Source organism: Rhizobium sp. WSM1328, assembly GCF_057653715.1.
In genome coordinates, this window is the sequence record NZ_CM172788.1 from 1,867,935 (window position 1) to 1,886,084 (window position 18,150).

Genomic DNA, 18,150 nt, shown 5'->3' on the forward strand with positions numbered 1-18,150 from the left:
AAACGCATGATGTCTCGCTACTCCTATCAATCGAACACAAGCACTATCGGAGGTCAGCATCATGCCGCTCAACAGACTGGTGATTTACGCTGGGAATGTCGAGGAAACGGCGCGGTTTTATGAGAAGCACTTCGGTTTCAAGGCGACCAGCCTGCCGGGCGACAGGATCGTTGAACTGGTCGCTCAGGACGGCGGTGCGAATATCATGCTGCACCAGGCCGCCAAGGGCCAGCGGAGCGGTCAATCCACCGTCAAGCTGGTCTTCGACGTGGAGGACGTCGAGGCCTTTTGCAGTCGATGCGCGGAGAACGGCCTGGAGTTCGGCGCCATCCATAAAGCCGACGGTTATCTGTTCGCCAATGCCAAAGACCCGTGTCAAAATTCGATCTCGGTTTCCAGCCGGGCGTTTCGCAAGGGGTGACCGAGGGGGTAGTGCCGGCCTGATGACTAGGCGAGCCGGTGTACCTCAGTAGGCCGGGCGGGTGGCACGAGCCTTCACGGCGCAGACGTCAATGCCTCGCCGAGTTTCACGCCTCGCCTATGTTATCTATCTGTCTCTATTCTGATATTTCAATGCCGACTTGTCTTCGGTTTTTGACCGTGTCAGTATGTGATATATCAGACTTGGCGACGGAGCTCCGTATTGCAGACTTCTCAGAGCCATCTTGCCTATCTCGCGCTGGAGCATCTGATCGTGACGCTGGCGCTGAAGCCCGGCGCGCTTGTCACCGAAAAACAGCTGATCGATATGGCGGGCCACGGGCGTACGCCGGTGCGCGAGGCAATCCAGAAGCTCGCCTGGCAGGGACTGATCCTGGTGAAGCCGCGCGTCGGGCTGCAGGTCGCCGAGATCGCGCCGGAGGATCATGGCAATGTCATGCAGGTGCGTCGTGAGCTGGAGCCGATCGCGGCAAGCCTTGTCGCCGAACATGCGAGCGACGAACAGCGCGCGCGTCTCCTCGACTGCGCCCGCGCGATGGAGGAATGCGCCGTTAACGGCGATCTCGACGGCTTCTTCGCCGCCGACAAGGCCTTCGACGAAATCCTCGAGGATGCCTGCCCGAACGGCTTCATCACGGCAGCACTCGGCCCGGTGCAGACGCATTCACGTCGCCTCTGGTACTCCAAGGCAAGCCCGGAGCGCATGGACCGCGCCATCGCGCTGCACGTCGCCGTCATCCGCGCCATCCATCAGGGCAGGCCGGATGAAGCGCGCGCCACCATGGCGGTGCTGATCGATTACCTCAGCCACACATAGAAGCGGCTCCGTTTCCGGAGCCGCTACAGGTCTGATTGTCAGAAATGTTTTAGCCGACGAAAGCGCGCTCGATGACGAATTCGGCGGGCTTGCTGTTGGCGCCTTCATCGAGGCCGGCCTTCTCGAGCAGTTCCTTGGTATCCTTCAGCATGGCCGAGGAACCGCAGATCATGCCGCGGTCGATCACCGGGTCGAGCGGCGGCACGCCGAGATCGGTGAACAGCTTGCCGGAGGAGATCAGGTCGGTGATGCGGCCGCGATATTCGAAATCCTCGCGCGTGACTGTCGGATAGTGGCGCAGCTTGTCGCCGACGACTTCCTTCAGCAGCTCGTCATTCTGGATCTCGTGCACGAGGTCGAAGCCGTATTTCAGCTCGGCGACGTCGCGTGTCGTATGGGTGAGGATGACTTCCTCGAACTTTTCATAGGTCTCGGGATCGCGGATCAGGCTGGCGAAAGGCGCAATGCCCGTTCCTGTCGAGAACATGTAGAGACGACGGCCTGGCGTCAGCGCATCGAGCACCAGCGTGCCCGTTGGCTTCTTGCGCATCAGCACCTGGTCGCCCGGCTTGATCTCCTGCAGATGTGAGGTGAGCGGACCGTCCGGCACCTTGATCGAGAAGAATTCAAGCTCTTCGGCCCAGGCGGGGCTGGCGATCGAATAGGCGCGGAAGACCGGTTTGCCCTCGACCATCAGGCCGATCATCGCGAATTCGCCGGAACGGAAACGGAAGCCCTGCGGCCGGGTCATCGTGAAGCGGAAGAGCCGGTCGGTATAGTGCGTGACATCGAGCACCGTCTCGGCGTAGACGCCGGCGGGGATGGACGAGGCGAAGTCTTCGGTCTTTGCAGGCGCGTTCATTGCGGTAGAGGATCCCGTTTCGTCGGATGAACTGTCGGATGCGAGCGAGATATTACAAATCGGGCCGGAATTAAAGGCATTCCATTCCACACGACGCTTCTAAAGGGAAATATGCATGTCATTGTCAGGATTCAATGGGGAGCAGGGAGCAGGCGGGGAATGTCGTATTTCCCGCTGGCGAAGCCCGGCAAAGGATGCATATTAGAGCAGCACGCCGGAAACGGATGCCGGTTTTCGGCAAAAACGGTGCGACAACAAAGACCTACGGCGTCGAACCCGATTCAGTAACAGGTTCGGCGATGGTGGCGAAAAAAAGATGCTTGCCGGGGCGAGCGCGATAGGGCGGTCGGGGGAATATGAAGATTTTCAACTACAAGCGCGTTCCTTATGCGGAGATGCGCGCCTTTTCCGTCCATATCCTGACGGCATCCGGCTCCTTCCTTGCCTTTCTTGGCGTCGTCGCTGCCGCCGAGCACCGCTTCATCGACATGTTCTGGTGGCTGGGACTTGCCCTTCTGGTCGACGGCATAGACGGGCCGATCGCCCGCAAGGTGCGCGTCAAGGAAGTGCTGCCGAACTGGTCGGGCGATACGCTCGACAATATCATCGATTACGTCACCTATGTGCTTCTGCCGGCCTTCGCGCTTTATCAGAGCGGCATGATCGGCGAGCCCTGGTCCTTCGTCGCCGCCGGCATGATCGTCGTCTCGAGCGCCATTTACTATGCCGATATGGGCATGAAGACGGACGAATATTTCTTCTCCGGCTTTCCCGTCGTCTGGAATATGATCGTCTTCACGCTGTTCGTCATCGATGCCAGCGCCACGACGGCGCTCACCGTCGTCATCGTCTCGGTGGTGCTGACCTTCCTGCCGATCAATTTCCTCCACCCGGTCCGGGTCAAAAGGCTGCGCCCGCTCAACCTCGGCGTCTTTTTCCTGTGGTCGGCGCTCGGCATTTTTTCGCTGCTGATGCATTTCGACACGCCCGAATGGGCGCTCATTCTCTTTATCGTGACTGGAGCCTATCTTTACGTCATCGGCGCGGTGCTGCAATTCTTCCCCGCCCTGGGACGCGAAGCATAGGACAGGCAAGATGACCAAAACGCAGGCTGTTTCATTTTCGAGAACGGGTGGGCCGGAGGTTTTCGACTATGTCGAGATCGATCTTCCCTCACCCTCGACGGGCGAAGTGCAGATCAGGCAGGCGGCGGTTGGGCTTAATTTCATCGACGTCTATTTCCGCAACGGCACCTACAAGGCGCCGCATCTGCCCTTCGTCACCGGCAAGGAGGGCGCCGGCACCGTGACATCGGTCGGTCCCGGCGTCGAGGATTTCAAGGTCGGCGACCGTGTCGCCTATGCCAGTGCCGATGGTGCCTATAGCGCCGAGCGCAATGTCGAGACGCGCCATCTGGTGCATGTTCCCGAGGGAATCGAGCTCGAAACCGCAGCGGCGATGATGCTGAAGGGCATGACCGCCGAATATCTCTTGAACCGCACCTTCAAGGTCGGCCCGCAGACCGTCCTGCTGTTCCACGCCGCTGCCGGCGGCGTCGGCCTGATCGCCGGCCAATGGGCTAAGGCGCTGGGCGCCACCGTCATCGGCACGGCGGGCTCTGAAGACAAGATCGAGCTGGCGCTCGCCCATGGCTACGATCATGTGATCAACTACAAGAGCGACAGCTTCGTCGACCGTGTCCGCGACATCACCGGCGGCAAGGGCGTGGATGTCGTCTACGATTCGATCGGCCGCGATACTTTTCCACAGTCGCTTGACTGCCTGAAGCCGCGGGGCCTTTTTGCCTCCTTCGGCCAATCCTCCGGACCGATCGAGAATTTCACCCTTGCGGCTCTGGCGCAAAGGGGCTCGCTCTTTGCGACGCGGCCGACGCTCTTCACCTATATCGCCACGCGTCAGGAACTGATCGACAGTGCGAAAGCGCTATTTGATATTGTGCAAAGCAACAAAGTGCGTATCAATATCAATCAAACCTATCCGCTGCGTGAGGTTGGGCGGGCTCATGCGGATCTGGAGACAAGAAAAACAACAGGAACGACGCTGCTGATTCCATGAGATCCGAACGGACCGGTTGGCAGAAGAAATGAGGGGAACGTGTCGCCATTGAATGTGCCGGATTCCGGCGCGTTATTATCGGTCCAGAAGCTGACGAAGTTCTTCGGTGGCTTTGCAGCCTGCAATGAAATCGATCTCGATATCGCGCCGGGCGAAATTCATGCGCTTCTCGGCGAAAATGGTGCAGGCAAATCCACCCTGGTGAAGATGCTGTTCGGCGTTCTCGAGCCGACGGGCGGGCATATCCTCTGGCAGGGCCAGCCGGTCGCGATCGCGTCGCCCGGTGAAGCCCGCAAGCTCGGCATCGGCATGGTCTTCCAGCATTTTTCGCTGTTCGAGGCGCTGACGGTTGCCGAAAACATCGCGCTGTCGCTCGATGACGCCATCCCGATCGACAAAATCGCCGAGGAGGCGAGGGCGCTGTCCATCGCCTACGGCCTGCCGCTCGATCCGCATGCCCATGTCGCCGATCTCTCGGTCGGCGAGCGCCAGCGTATCGAGATCGTCCGTGCGCTGCTGCAGAACCCGAAGCTCATCATCCTCGACGAACCGACCTCGGTGCTGACGCCGCAGGAAGCCGACAGACTGTTCGAGACGCTGTTCAAACTGCGCGCCGAGGGGCGTTCGGTTCTTTATATCAGCCACCGCCTGGAGGAAGTGCAGCGCATCTGCGATCGCGCCACAGTCCTGCGCCATGGCCGCGTGACCGGCGCATGCGATCCCAAACACGAAACGCCGGCCTCGCTCGCCCGCATGATGGTCGGCAGCGAAGTGGCGACCGTGACGCATCCGGAGCGCAGCGACAAGGGCGAGATCCAGCTTGCCGTTGCCAACCTTTCCGTCGCCGCGCGCACCCCCTTCGCTATGCCGCTGCGCGACGTGTCGATGGCGGTCCGCTCCGGCGAAATCCTCGCCATAGCAGGTGTCGCGGGCAACGGCCAAAGCGAGCTCTTCGACGCATTGTCCGGCGAATATCCCGTTGTTTCGGCCGAGGCGATCGTCATCCGCAAGAGGCCGGTCGGTAACCAGGGCATTACCGCCCGGCGTCTTCTCGGCGCCGGCTTCGTGCCGGAGGAGCGCCATGGCCATGCCGCCGTCTCTGCCATGAAACTGTCGGATAATCTCGTCCTTGCCCGCAGCCAGTCGGACCGCAAGGCGTTTCTGGGCCTGCTCGGTATCATTCGCCACGCTGCGGTGAAATCCGCCGCAAGGCGCATTTCCGAGGCGATGGATGTCCGCAAGAGCAGTGATGATCCGGCGGCCGGCTCCCTGTCAGGCGGCAACCTGCAGAAGTTTATCGTCGGACGCGAGCTCGACCGTCAGCCGGCAGTCCTCGTCGTCAACCAGCCGACCTGGGGCGTCGATGCCGGGGCTGCAAGCCGCATCCGTCAGGCGCTCGTCGATCTCGCAAGAGCTGGTTCGGCCGTCGTCGTTATCAGCCAGGATCTCGACGAGATCTTCGAAGTGGCGACCGATATTGCCGTCATCTGCGAAGGCCGTCTTTCCCGCCCGTTCCCGGCCGGCGAACTGACGCGGGAAAGGATCGGACTGCTGATGGGCGGACTGCACGAGAGCAGCTCTCCCCCGGAGGCGCCCCATGCGCATTGAACTTGAAAAACGGCCCGACGTCTCGAAGCTCTTCGCCGTCGTCTCGCCACTGCTTGCCCTTGTCCTGACGCTGGTATTCGGCGCCATCATGTTTGCCATGCTCGGCAAGGACCCGGTCGAGGCACTCGACGCCTTCTTCGTCGAGCCGCTGCTCGAGGTCTGGTCGTTGCACGAGCTGGCGATCAAGGCCGCCCCGCTTATCCTGATCGCCGTCGGCCTGGCCGTCTGTTATCGCTCGAACAACTGGAATATCGGCGCGGAAGGCCAGTTCACCATCGGCGCCATCACCGGCTCCTATCTGCCGATCGTCTTTTACGACTGGCATTCGCCGCTCGTGCTGCCGCTGATGCTGATCCTTGGTGCGTTCGGTGGTGCGCTTTTCGCCGCCATTCCGGCGCTGCTGAAGGCGCATTTCAACACCAATGAGATCCTGACGTCACTGATGCTGGTCTATATCGCCCAGCTCTTCCTTGACTGGCTGATTCGCGGCGCCTGGCGGGATCCGAAGGGCTTCAACTTTCCAGTCTCGCGCGATTTCGCGCCGGAGGCGGTGCTGCCGGCGATCTGGGAAGAGTCGGGCCGCGCCCATTGGGCCTTCATCTTCGCCATCATTGCGGCGGTCGGTGCCTGGTTCATGCTGCGTTATACGCTGAAAGGCTTCGAGATCGTCGTGCTCGGCCAATCGGAACGGGCAGGGCGTTTTGCCGGTTTCTCGTCGAAGAAGATGATCTGGTTCAGCTTTCTCTTCTCGGGCGCTCTTGCCGGCCTTGCTGGCATCAGCGAGGTTTCCGGCTCGATCGGCCACCTGCAGCCGGCGATTTCGCCGGGCTACGGCTTCACCGCCATCATCGTCGCCTTCCTTGGCCGCCTCAATCCACTCGGCATCATTGCATCCGGCCTGGTGCTGGCGCTGACCTATCTCGGCGGCGAGGCAGCCCAGCTTTCGCTCGGCGTTTCCGACAAGGTCACCCGCGTCTTCCAGGGCTTACTGCTCTTCTTCGTGCTCTCCTGCGATACGCTGATCTATTACAAAATCCGCATTGTCTGGTCGCGGTTAAGGGGCAGGGCGGCATGAGCATCTTCGAAGCCATTCTTCTGACTGTCATCACCGCCTCGACGCCGCTCGTCATCGCCGCACTCGGCGAACTGGTGACCGAGCGCTCCGGCGTTCTCAATCTCGGCGTCGAAGGCATGATGATCATGGGTGCAGTCGCCGCCTTTGCCGGCGCGCAGATGTCGGGTTCGCCCTATGTCGGCATTGTCTGCGGCATTGCGGCAGGCGCGCTTTTCTCTCTGTTGTTTGCCTTCCTGACACTAACGCTGGTGGCGAACCAGGTGGCAACTGGACTGGCGCTCACCCTTCTCGGCCTCGGCGCCTCAGGCATGCTTGGCGAAGCCTATGTCAGCGTGCCCGGCATTCGGCTAGGAGAGATCGTCATTCCCGCCCTGTCGGATATTCCGGTCGTTGGCCACGCTCTCTTCAGCCAGGACCTAATCTTCTACCTGTCGATCGCGCTCGTCGTCGGCGTCAGCTGGTTCCTGTTCCGCAGCCGGATCGGGCTGAAGCTCAGGGCGATCGGCGACAATCACGGTTCGGCCCACGCACTCGGTATTCACGTCATCCGTACGCGGTATCTGGCGGTGATGTTCGGCGGTGCCTGCGCCGGTCTTGCCGGCGCGCAGCTTTCGCTCGTCTACACGCCACAATGGGCCGAGAACATGTCGGCCGGCCGCGGCTGGATCACGCTGGCGCTGGTGGTCTTTGCCTCTTGGCGGCCGTGGCGGGTCTTTGCCGGCGGTTATCTCTTCGGCGCGGTCACCATCCTGCAGCTTCACGCGCAGGCCTTCGGTCTCGGCATTCCCTCGCAGTTTCTCTCGATGCTGCCCTATGCCGCGACTATTGTGGTTCTCATCATCATTTCCCATAATCGGCGCACGACGTTGATCAACACGCCCGCGTCGCTCGGAAAAGCCTTCGTGCCGGAGCGATAAAGCAACAATACAAAGACGGGTTTACGCAATAACTTCAAACCAACAGGGGTCCCCATGAAGAAGTTAGCATTCACACTTGCCGCCTCGGCTGCCGCCGTGATCGGCATCTCTTCCGCCGCGCAAGCCGCGGACAAGACGAAGGTCTGCTTCGTCTATGTCGGTTCGCATACCGACGGCGGCTATTCACAGGCCCACGACCTCGGCCGCCAGCAGATCCAGGCCGAGTTCGGCGACAAGATCGACACGCCTTATCTCGAAAACGTGCCGGAAGGCCCGGATGCCGAGCGCGCCATCGAGCGCCTTGCCCGTTCCGGCTGCAAGCTGATCTTCACGACGTCCTTCGGCTTCATGGACGCGACCGTCAAGGTCGCCGCCAAGTTCCCGGACGTGAAGTTCGAGCATGGCACCGGCTACAAGGCCGGCCCGAACCTTGCGACCTACAATTCGCGCTTCTATGAAGGCCGCTACATCCTCGGCCAGATCGCCGCCAAGACCTCGAAGAATCACGGCGCGGCCTACATCGCCTCCTTCCCGATTCCCGAAGTCGTGATGGGCATCAACTCGTTCGAACAGGGCGCCAAGTCGGTCGATCCGAGCTTCAAGCTGAAGGTCATCTGGGTCAACACCTGGTTCGACCCCGGCAAGGAAGCCGATGCCGCCAAGGCGATGGTCGACCAGGGCGTCGACGTCTTGACGCAGCACACCGACACGACTGCGCCGATGCAGGTCGCCGAAGAACGCGGCATCCACGCCTTCGGCCAGGCCTCCGACATGATCGCAGCAGGCCCGAAGGCTCAGCTGACGGCAATCGTTGACACTTGGGGGACCTACTACTCCAAGCGCGTTCACGCTCTTCTGGACGGCACCTGGAAGTCCGAGCAGAGCTGGGACGGCCTGAAGGACGGCATCCTGAAGATGGCGCCCTATACCAACATGCCCGACGACGTGAAGAAGATGGCCGAGGAAACCGAAGCCAAGATCAAGTCAGGCGAACTGCATCCCTTCACCGGCCCGATCAACAAGCAGGACGGAACGCCCTGGCTGAAGGCTGGCGAGAAGGCCGATGACGGCACGCTGCTCGGCATGAACTTCTATGTCGAAGGCGTCGACGATAAGCTGCCGGGTAAATAGTCCCGTAGCCATCTCGCAGATGCGAAGAGCGCCCTTGTAGGCGCTCTTTTTTGCTGCAACGCATCCCAAGATTCCGATTTACAAAAGTAATACTATATGATTTTTTGACCCTGCGCCGCGAGATGCGGCATTGGGAGGAAATCATGAAATTGAAGACTGCACTTTTGAGTGCCACGATTCTGGCTGCCTGCATGTTCGGTTCGGCTTCGGCCGCCGGCCTCACCGTCGGCTTCTCGCAGATCGGCTCGGAATCGGGCTGGCGTGCGGCTGAAACGACAGTGACCAAGGAGCAGGCCAAGAAGCGCGGCATCGATCTGAAGTTTGCCGATGCGCAGCAGAAGCAGGAAAACCAGATCAAGGCTTTGCGCTCCTTCATTGCTCAGGGCGTCGATGCCATTCTCATTGCTCCGGTCGTTGAAACCGGCTGGGACGACGTTCTCAAGGAAGCCAAGGAAGCCAAGATTCCGGTCATCCTTCTCGACCGTACCATCAAGGCTCCGGACGATCTCTATCTGACGGCTGTTACGTCAGACCTGGTCCATGAAGGCAAGGTCGCAGGCGACTTCCTGGTCAAGACCGTCGGCGACAAGAAGTGCAATGTGGTTGAACTTCAGGGCACCACCGGTTCGTCGCCGGCCATCGCCCGCAAGAAGGGCTTCGAAGAGGCCCTTGCCGGCCACGACAACCTCAAGATCGTTCGCAGCCAGACCGGTGATTTCACCCGCACCAAGGGCAAGGAAGTCATGGAAAGCTTCCTGAAGGCCGAGAATGGCGGCAAGGATATCTGCGCTCTCTACGCCCATAACGACGACATGGCCGTCGGCGCCATCCAGGCGATCAAGGAAGCCGGTCTGAAGCCTGGCAAGGATATCCTCGTCGTCTCCATCGACGCCGTACCGGATATCTTCAAGGCGATGTCCGAAGGCGAGGCCAACGCCACGGTCGAGCTGACGCCGAATATGGCAGGTCCGGCCTTCGATGCGCTGGAAGCCTATCTGAAGGACAAGAAGGCTCCGGCCAAGTGGATCCAGACCGAGTCCAAGCTCTACACGCCTGCCGACGAGCCGATGAAGGTCTATGAAGAGAAAAAGGGTCAGGGCTACTGATCTGATGTGACACTGCTGCATAATTCCTTAAATCGGAATTCGATTTCGGGATAAATCATGCAGCAATTCAAAGCGCTACAGCGTCCTCTATGCCTCTCGAAGAGACCAGGCGGCGCTGTAGAACCGCACCGGCCCGTCATGGACCGGTGCGGAACTGCCTTTGCCGCCTTGGGACGTCATGTCCGGCCGCGGCGCGGCTTTTGCCGTCAATATCAGGAAAACAGACCCTTATGATTCACGATTTCGAGAACGTTCTCGCGGCCTCCGGAATATCGAAATTCTTTCCCGGCGCAGTGGCGCTGGATAAGGTCGATTTCACGCTCCGCAGAGGCGAGGTGCACGCATTGCTGGGCGAGAACGGCGCCGGCAAGTCGACGCTGATCAAGTGCATCACCGGCGCCTATCATCGTGACGAGGGCAGCCTGATGCTGGAAGGCCAGGAAATCAATCCGGCCAATACGCTCGCCGCCCAGAAGCTCGGTATCGGCACGGTCTATCAGGAGGTCAATCTCCTTTCCAATCTGAGCGTCGCCGAAAACCTCTTTCTCGGACGCCAGCCAAGGCGCTTCGGCATGACCGACGTGCGTTCGATGAACCGCAAGGCGCGCGACCTGCTCGCCGGCTACGGCGTCGATATCGACGTCACCGCCGAGCTTGGCCGTTTTTCCGTCGCTGTCCAGCAGGTGGTAGCCATCGCCCGTGCCGTCGATCTCTCCGGCAAGGTGCTGATCCTCGACGAGCCCACCGCAAGTCTCGACAATCAGGAGGTGGCGCTGCTCTTCCGCATCATCGAAGACCTGAAGAAGCGCGGCCTGGGCATTGTCTTCATCACCCATTTTCTCGAGCAGGTCTATGCGATCAGCGACCGTATCACCGTGCTGCGCAACGGCAAGCTCGTCGGTACCCGCGACGCCGCCGATCTGCCGCGCCAGGGCCTGATCGCCATGATGCTCGGCCGCGAACTGGCGCATGTAGAAGAGACCGTCAGGGAACGCAGCCTTGCGGCCGGCGACGTCCGATATCATTTTGCAGGCTACGGCAAACGCGGCAAGGTCAAACCATTCGATCTTGAAGTGCGCGCCGGAGAGGTGGTCGGCGTCGCCGGGCTGCTCGGTTCCGGCCGCACCGAAACTGCCGAACTGCTTTTCGGCATCGAGCATGCCGACAGCGGCAGCGCCACGATCGACGGCCAGCCGGTGACGATTTCGAGCCCGCGCGCCGCGATCGCAAAGGGTTTCGGCTTCTGCCCCGAGGACCGCAAGACCGATGGCATCATCGGCGACCTGTCGATCAGGGAGAACATCGCACTTGCGCTCCAGGCCCGCCGCGGCTGGACGCGGCCGCTGTCGCGCGCCGAACAGAACACGCTTGCCGACCGCTACATCAAGGCGCTCGATATCCGCACCACCGATCGCGAGAAGCCGATCCGGCTACTGTCAGGCGGCAATCAGCAAAAGGCGATCCTCGCCCGCTGGCTGGCGACCAATCCGAAGTTTCTGATCCTCGACGAGCCGACCCGCGGCATTGATGTCGGTGCCCATGCCGAGATCATCCGGCTCATCGAAGAGCTCTGCGCCGGTGGCATGTCGCTCATCGTGATTTCCTCGGAACTTGAAGAGCTTGTCGCCTATAGTTCACGTGTCATCGTACTTCGCGACAGACAGCATATCGCCGAACTGACAGGCGAGCGTATCACCGCTGCCGGCATCGTCGAAGCCATCGCCGCCGCCGAACACAAGATGGAGGATGCATGAGGTCCTCGCTGAAAGCGCTGGCATATCGCTTGGCGCCGCAATTGATTGCGCTCGTTGTCATTCTTCTGTTGAATTTCATAACGTCGCCGCAGTTTTTTAATGTCGTGGTTCAGAATGACCGCCTCTATGGCAGCCTGATCGATGTGCTGAACCGCGGCGCGCCGGTGGCGCTGCTGGCGATCGGCATGACGCTGGTCATCGCCACCAAGGGCATCGACCTGTCCGTCGGTGCAGTCATCGCCATCTGCGGCGCCGTCGCCGCATCGTCGATTGTCTCCGGAAATTCAGTTGCCTACACCATTATCCTGACGCTTGCGATCGGGCTTGCCTGCGGCGTCTGGAACGGTTTCCTGGTGGCGGTCCTCAATATCCAGCCGATCATCGCGACGCTAGTGCTGATGGTCGCCGGCCGCGGCATCGCCCAGCTGATCACCGAAGGCGCCATCCTGACCTTCAACAATGACGGGCTCACCTTCTTCGGCAGCGGTTCGCTGCTGCTCCTGCCGATGCCTGTCGTCATCTGGCTTCTCGTCGGCCTGCTCGTGATCCTGCTCGTCCGCCGCACGGCGCTCGGCATGCTGATCGAGGCCGTCGGCATCAATCGCCGCGCCAGCACGCTCTCCGGCATTCAAACGCCGGTGCTGCTGATGGCGGTCTATATGCTGAGCGGGCTCTGCGCCTCGATCGCGGGCATCATAGTCGCAGCCGACATCAAGGGCGCCGATGCCAACAATGCCGGCCTATGGTTGGAACTCGACGCCATCCTCGCCGTTGTCGTCGGCGGCAATTCGCTGCTCGGCGGCCGCTTCAGCATTCTCGGGTCGCTGATCGGCGCGATGATCATCCAGGCGGTGAATACCGGCATCCTGTCCGCCGGCTTTCCACCTGAATTCAACCTGATCATCAAGGCCGTCATCATTATCGTCATCCTCGTCATCCAGTCGCCGGCGGTCCAATCGCTCGCCATCTTCGCCAGCCGCCGGCAGGGCGGTAGGGAGCAGCCGAAATGAACTCCAAATACCTGCCGCTGCTTGCGACCATCGTCATCTTCGTGCTCGCCTATGCCGGCTGCGCGCTGCAATATCCGAACATTCTGTCGACGCGCGTCATCGGCAATCTTTTGACCGACAACGCCTTTCTCGGCATTGCCGCCGTTGGCATGACTTTCGTCATCATTTCGGGCGGCATCGATCTGTCGATCGGCTCGGTCATCGCCTTTACCGGCGTCTTCCTCGCGGTGATCCTGCAGAACACCTCGATCCATCCGCTGCTCGCTTTCGCGATCGTGCTCGTCATCACCACTGTCTTTGGTGGTATCATGGGCGCGATCATCCATTATCTCGAAATGCCGGCCTTCATCGTCACGCTTGCCGGCATGTTCCTGGCACGCGGCATGGCCTTCGTGCTCTCGATCGACAGCATCCCGATCGATCATGAATATTATTCGACGCTGACGAGCCTCTACTATCGTCTGCCCGGCGGCGGGCGGCTGACGCTGATCGGCGGCATCATGCTTCTGGTCTTTGCCGTCGGCATCTTCATCGCCCAGCGCACCCGCTTCGGCACCAATGTCTATGCACTCGGCGGCGGTCCGCAGACGGCGCGGCTGATGGGCGTGCCGGTCGGCCGCACGACAATCCAGATCTATGCGCTGTCGGGCTTTCTGGCGGGCCTATCCGGGATCGTTTTTTCGCTGTACACCTCTGCCGGATATTCTCTTGCAGCAGTCGGCGTCGAACTCGATGCCATCGCGGCGGTGGTCATTGGGGGGACGCTGCTGACCGGAGGAGCGGGATTCGTGGCGGGAACCTTGATCGGGATACTGATCCAGGGGCTCATTCAGACCTACATCACCTTCGATGGTACGCTGTCGAGCTGGTGGACCAAGATTCTGATTGGTCTTCTGCTGTTTGCATTCATCCTGATGCAGAAAGCCATCCTGTTCATTTCCAGTCTGAACAAGAGGTACGCCTGAGGGGGAGACGGATCGCTTGCGCTACAAATTGGACGAGACACGCAAGACGGGGCGCAGAACCCGGACGAGCCACGCTCAGGTCGTCGACGAGCTCGGCAAGGCGATCGTCGCCGGCACCTATCCCGTTGGCTCGATCCTGCCTGGCGATACGGAACTGGCGCAGCGTTTCAAAGTGTCCCGCACCGTGTTGCGCGAGACGATGAAGACGCTTGCCGCCAAAGGCATGGTCGTCGCCAAGGCCCGGGTCGGCACGCGTGTGACCGAGAAGAATCTCTGGAACATGTTCGACAGCGAGATTATCGCCTGGCACTTCGACAACGGCGTGACGGAAGAATTCCTGCTGCAGCTCTACGATATTCGTCTCGCCTTCGAACCCTTCGCCGCCGGTCTCGTCGCTGAACGGGCGAATGCCGAGGAGATCGAGACGCTGCGCGAGCTGGCGCTCGAGATGGCAGCGGCGGGTCATACGGCCGACAGCCTGGCACTCGCCGACCTTCATTTTCATCTGGCGATCGCCGAAGCCTCGCACAATCCCTTCATGCGGACACTGGGCAGCCTCATCGAAGCGGCTCTCGTCGGCATGTTCCGGATGAGCACGCCGCCAACCGAAAACGGCTTCGCCAATATCGCCGACACCCATATGCGCATCGTCGATGCGATCGTATCCGGCGATAATGCCGCCGCGCGCCGCGCGATGGAGGACGTCATCCTGGACGGCCGTATTCATGTGCACGAAGCCTTTGCGGCCCGCGGTTCCGAGGCCGTCATAGGATCGATTTCGGCCGCAATTTTACCTTTGTGAAGGCTTTGCCTATCGACAGCGCCGCGCGTCTTTTCGAGAGCCGTAAAGGACGCTGCAGCACTTTGAGCTGCTGGATAATTTTATCCTTAAATCGATACCGATTTAGGGAATTATGCAGTATGAGGCGATAAAGCCGCCTCACGGCGCGGATTCGCGGAGCAAATCATGGAACGCACTTGTCTTGCCGTCATCCTTGCCGCCGGTGACAGCACGCGGATGAAATCCTCGAAATCGAAGGTGCTGCATCCGGTCGCCGGTCGCCCGATGATCGCCCATGTGGTCGAGGCGGTCGCCTCTGCCGGCATTTCGTCCGTCGCCCTTGTGGTCGGCCGTGATGCCGAGGACGTGGCAAAGGCGGCAAGCATCGCCGGTGTCGACATCGAATCCTATCTGCAGAAGGAGCGCCTCGGCACCGGGCACGCGGTGCTGGCGGCGCGCGAAGCGATCGCCAAGGGTTATGACGATATCCTCGTCACCTATGGCGATGTGCCGCTGCAGACCGAGGGACCGCTGAAGGCGGCCCGCCAGGGCCTCGCCGATGGCAGCGATGTCGTCGTCATCGGCTTCCACACCGACCGCCCGACCGGCTACGGCCGCCTGCTCGTCAAGGACGGCGAACTCATCGCCATCCGCGAGGAAAAGGATGCGACCGATGCCGAGCGCACCGTCACCTGGTGCAATAGCGGGCTGATGGCGATCAACGGCAGAAAGGCGCTCGATCTTCTCTCGCGCATCGGCAATGCCAATGCCAAGGGTGAATTCTATCTGACCGATCTCGTCGAGATCGCCCGTGCGCTCGGCGGACGCGTCACTGCGGTCGATGCTCCTGAGATCGAGATGACCGGCTGTAACACCCGTGCCGAACTCGCCGTCATCGAGCGTTTCTGGCAGGAGCGCCGCCGCCACCAGATGATGCTTTCAGGCGTCACCATGATCGCACCGGAAACGGTCTTTCTCGCCTATGATACCGTCATCGGCCAGGATGCGCTGATCGAGCCGAACGTCGTCTTCGGCCCTGGTGCTGTTATCGACAGCGGCGCCGTCATCCATGCCTTCTCGCATATCGAAGGCGCGCATGTCAGCCAGGGCGCGACCGTCGGACCCTTTGCGCGGCTGCGGCCAGGTGCGGATCTCGGTACCGGTTCGAAGGTCGGCAATTTCTGCGAGGTCAAGAACGGCCGGCTCGGCGAGGGCGCCAAGGTCAACCACCTCACCTATATCGGTGATGCCGTCATCGGCGCCGGCAGCAATATCGGCGCCGGCACGATCACCTGCAACTATGACGGCGTCAACAAGAGCGAGACGGTGATCGGCGAAAACGCCTTCATCGGTTCCAATTCCTCGCTGGTCGCGCCGGTGACGATCGGCGACGGCGCCTATATCGCCTCCGGCAGCGTCATTACCGTCAATGTGCCGGCCGACGCGCTGGCGCTCGGCCGCGCCCGGCAGGAGATCAAGCCCGGCCGCGCGACGCTGCTGCGTGAGCGTGCGCTCGCCATCAAGGCGGCGAAGAAGGCGAAAGCCTGACCGGCCTTGCGTAACCGGCGGAAATTGAAAGTGACCGCCGAGGTGATTGAGAAATAAGCAGGAATTGTTAGGACTGGCCTCGTCATCGAAGCCTTTATGGGGATACTATATGTGCGGCATTGTGGGGATCGTCGGAACTGCGCCTGTTGCCGGGCGCCTGGTCGATGCGCTGAAGCGTCTCGAATATCGCGGTTACGATTCCGCCGGCGTCGCCACCATTCATGACGGCGTGATGGATCGCCGCCGCGCCGAGGGCAAGCTGTTCAATCTGGAAAAGCGCCTCGACAGCGAACCGCTGCCCGGCACCGTCGGCATCGCCCACACACGCTGGGCGACCCACGGCGTTCCGAACGAGACCAATGCCCATCCGCATTTCGTCGAAGGCGTCGCCGTCGTCCATAACGGCATCATCGAGAATTTTTCCGAGCTTCGCGACGAACTGACCGAGGAGGGGTCGGTCTTCGAAACCCAGACCGACACCGAAGTCGTTGCCCATCTGATGGCGAAATACCTGCGCGAGGGCCTGGAGCCGCGCGCCGCCATGCTGAAGATGCTGAACCGGGTAACCGGCGCCTATGCGCTGGCCATCATGCTCAAAGCCGATCCCGGCACGATCATGGCCGCCCGTTCCGGACCGCCGCTTGCCGTCGGCTACGGCCGCGGCGAGATGTTCCTCGGCTCGGACGCGATCGCGCTTTCGCCCTTCACTAACGAGATCACCTATCTCGTCGACGGCGATTTCGCCGTCCTCACCCGCGACGGCGTCGCGGTGCTCGATTTCGCCGGCAAGCCGGTCAAACGCGCCCGCCAGATCTCGCAGGCGACCGCCTATGTCGTCGACAAGGGCAACCACCGCCATTTCATGGAAAAGGAAATCTACGAGCAGCCGGAGGTGATCTCTCACGCGCTCAGCCACTATGTCGATTTCGCCGAGAACACCATCGGCGCCAATGCCGCCGCGATCGACTTCAAGGCGGCGACCGGACTTGCGATCTCGGCCTGCGGCACCGCCTATCTCGCCGGCCTCGTCGGCAAATACTGGTTCGAGCGTTATGCCCGCCTGCCGGTCGAGATCGACGTTGCCTCGGAATTCCGCTACCGCGAAATGCCGCTGTCGCCGTCGCAGGCAGCACTCTTCATCTCCCAGTCCGGCGAGACCGCCGATACGCTGGCATGCTTGCGTTATTGCCGCGACAACGGGTTGAAGATCGGCGCCGTCGTCAATGTTCGCGAATCGACGATCGCGCGCGAATCCGACGCCGTCTTCCCGATCATGGCCGGCCCCGAAATCGGCGTCGCCTCGACCAAGGCTTTCACCTGCCAGCTTGCCGTGCTGGCAGCGCTGGCGATTGGCGCCGGCAAAGCGCGCGGCACGGTGAGTGCTGACGAGGAGAGGGCGCTGGTGCGCCATCTCGCCGAAATGCCGCGCATCATGAGCCGGGTGCTGAACCTTATCCAGCCGCAGATGGAAAGCCTGTCGCGCGAGCTGTCGAAGTGCAAGGACGTGCTCTATCTCGGCCGCGGCACCAGCTTCCCGCTCGCCATGGAAGGCGCGCTGAAGCTCAAGGAAATTTCCTATATCCACGCCGAAGGTTACGCCGCCGGCGAATTGAAGCACGGACCGATCGCGCTGATCGACGAGAACATGCCTGTTATCGTCATCGCCCCATACGACCGTTTCTTCGAAAAGACCGTCTCAAACATGCAGGAGGTCGCAGCCCGCGGCGGCCGCATCGTTTTCATCACCGACGAGGCAGGCGCGGCGGCCTCGAAACTGCCGACCATGGCGACGATCACCCTGCCTGTGGTCGATGAAATCATCGCGCCGATGATCTTCTCGCTACCGATTCAGCTGCTCGCCTATCACACCGCCGTTTTCATGGGCACCGATGTCGACCAGCCGCGCAACCTGGCGAAATCCGTGACCGTGGAATAAGCCTGTAACGCCGCGACCGTCGCGCCGAAACATATTGTGCGACGCCCCGAATTCTGGCAATTTTGGTCTGCGGACAAGGGGGAAGGGCCGGCGTACCGGCCTGTCCACGACTGAGATGGAGAT

The 18,150-nt window shown here is 61.1% G+C and carries 16 protein-coding genes; 15 read left to right on the forward strand and 1 reads right to left on the reverse strand.

Translation table 11 applies throughout. The features are described 5' to 3' along the window. The first annotated feature begins 61 nt into the window (after window positions 1-61). Window positions 62-421: a VOC family protein gene (locus AC2444_RS09650; RefSeq protein ID WP_012757412.1), complete on the forward strand. Its 360-nt coding sequence runs from the start codon at window positions 62-64 to the stop codon at window positions 419-421. A 222-nt stretch (window positions 422-643) separates the two neighbouring features. Beyond that, a complete protein-coding gene (locus AC2444_RS09655) occupies window positions 644-1,258 on the forward strand; it encodes a GntR family transcriptional regulator (protein WP_012757413.1) in 615 nt (204 codons plus the stop codon). A 49-nt stretch (window positions 1,259-1,307) separates the two neighbouring features. Here AC2444_RS09655 and AC2444_RS09660 read toward each other — a convergent pair whose 3' ends face one another. Further along, window positions 1,308-2,120, reverse strand: coding sequence for a ferredoxin--NADP reductase (locus AC2444_RS09660; RefSeq protein WP_012757414.1), 813 nt, complete (start codon window positions 2,118-2,120; stop codon window positions 1,308-1,310). Between the two features lie 356 nt (window positions 2,121-2,476). Here AC2444_RS09660 and pcsA point away from each other — a divergent pair, with 356 nt between their 5' ends. The 13 genes from pcsA (at window position 2,477) to glmS (ending at window position 18,027) form a co-directional block, all read left to right on the forward strand. Then, window positions 2,477-3,205, forward strand: a complete 729-nt coding sequence (pcsA, locus tag AC2444_RS09665) for a phosphatidylcholine synthase (protein WP_012757415.1) — start codon at window positions 2,477-2,479, stop codon at window positions 3,203-3,205. 10 nt (window positions 3,206-3,215) lie between these two features. Beyond that, window positions 3,216-4,196 carry a quinone oxidoreductase family protein gene (locus tag AC2444_RS09670; RefSeq protein ID WP_012757416.1) on the forward strand — a complete coding sequence of 327 codons (981 nt, stop codon included), beginning with the start codon at window positions 3,216-3,218 and terminating at the stop codon, window positions 4,194-4,196. A gap of 39 nt (window positions 4,197-4,235) precedes the next feature. After that, window positions 4,236-5,804: an ABC transporter ATP-binding protein gene (locus tag AC2444_RS09675; protein ID WP_012757417.1), complete on the forward strand. Its 1,569-nt coding sequence runs from the start codon at window positions 4,236-4,238 to the stop codon at window positions 5,802-5,804. Beyond that, window positions 5,794-6,879: an ABC transporter permease gene (locus AC2444_RS09680; RefSeq protein WP_012757418.1), complete on the forward strand. Its 1,086-nt coding sequence runs from the start codon at window positions 5,794-5,796 to the stop codon at window positions 6,877-6,879. The genes AC2444_RS09675 and AC2444_RS09680 overlap by 11 nt, the downstream gene beginning before the upstream one ends. After that, window positions 6,876-7,796 (forward strand): ABC transporter permease, encoded by a 921-nt coding sequence (locus AC2444_RS09685; protein WP_012757419.1) that lies wholly within the window; start codon window positions 6,876-6,878, stop codon window positions 7,794-7,796. Before AC2444_RS09680 ends, AC2444_RS09685 begins: the two co-directional genes overlap by 4 nt. Window positions 7,797-7,850: 54 nt before the next feature. Next, complete coding sequence (locus AC2444_RS09690) at window positions 7,851-8,927, forward strand: BMP family ABC transporter substrate-binding protein (protein ID WP_003559331.1); 1,077 nt, start codon at window positions 7,851-7,853, stop codon at window positions 8,925-8,927. 143 nt (window positions 8,928-9,070) lie between these two features. Further along, window positions 9,071-10,033, forward strand: a complete 963-nt coding sequence (ytfQ, locus tag AC2444_RS09695) for a galactofuranose ABC transporter, galactofuranose-binding protein YtfQ (RefSeq protein ID WP_003559333.1) — start codon at window positions 9,071-9,073, stop codon at window positions 10,031-10,033. 230 nt (window positions 10,034-10,263) lie between these two features. Next, window positions 10,264-11,787: a galactofuranose ABC transporter, ATP-binding protein YtfR gene (ytfR, locus tag AC2444_RS09700; RefSeq protein ID WP_012757420.1), complete on the forward strand. Its 1,524-nt coding sequence runs from the start codon at window positions 10,264-10,266 to the stop codon at window positions 11,785-11,787. Continuing rightward, window positions 11,784-12,797 (forward strand): ABC transporter permease, encoded by a 1,014-nt coding sequence (locus tag AC2444_RS09705; RefSeq protein ID WP_012757421.1) that lies wholly within the window; start codon window positions 11,784-11,786, stop codon window positions 12,795-12,797. Before ytfR ends, AC2444_RS09705 begins: the two co-directional genes overlap by 4 nt. After that, window positions 12,794-13,762: a galactofuranose ABC transporter, permease protein YjfF gene (yjfF, locus tag AC2444_RS09710; protein ID WP_012757422.1), complete on the forward strand. Its 969-nt coding sequence runs from the start codon at window positions 12,794-12,796 to the stop codon at window positions 13,760-13,762. The genes AC2444_RS09705 and yjfF overlap by 4 nt, the downstream gene beginning before the upstream one ends. A gap of 16 nt (window positions 13,763-13,778) precedes the next feature. Next, window positions 13,779-14,564, forward strand: coding sequence for a FadR/GntR family transcriptional regulator (locus AC2444_RS09715; protein ID WP_012757423.1), 786 nt, complete (start codon window positions 13,779-13,781; stop codon window positions 14,562-14,564). Window positions 14,565-14,729: 165 nt separating this feature from the next. Then, window positions 14,730-16,091, forward strand: a complete 1,362-nt coding sequence (gene glmU, locus AC2444_RS09720) for a bifunctional UDP-N-acetylglucosamine diphosphorylase/glucosamine-1-phosphate N-acetyltransferase GlmU (protein ID WP_012757424.1) — start codon at window positions 14,730-14,732, stop codon at window positions 16,089-16,091. A 109-nt stretch (window positions 16,092-16,200) separates the two neighbouring features. Beyond that, window positions 16,201-18,027, forward strand: a complete 1,827-nt coding sequence (gene glmS, locus AC2444_RS09725) for a glutamine--fructose-6-phosphate transaminase (isomerizing) (RefSeq protein WP_012757425.1) — start codon at window positions 16,201-16,203, stop codon at window positions 18,025-18,027. Window positions 18,028-18,150 lie beyond the last annotated feature (123 nt).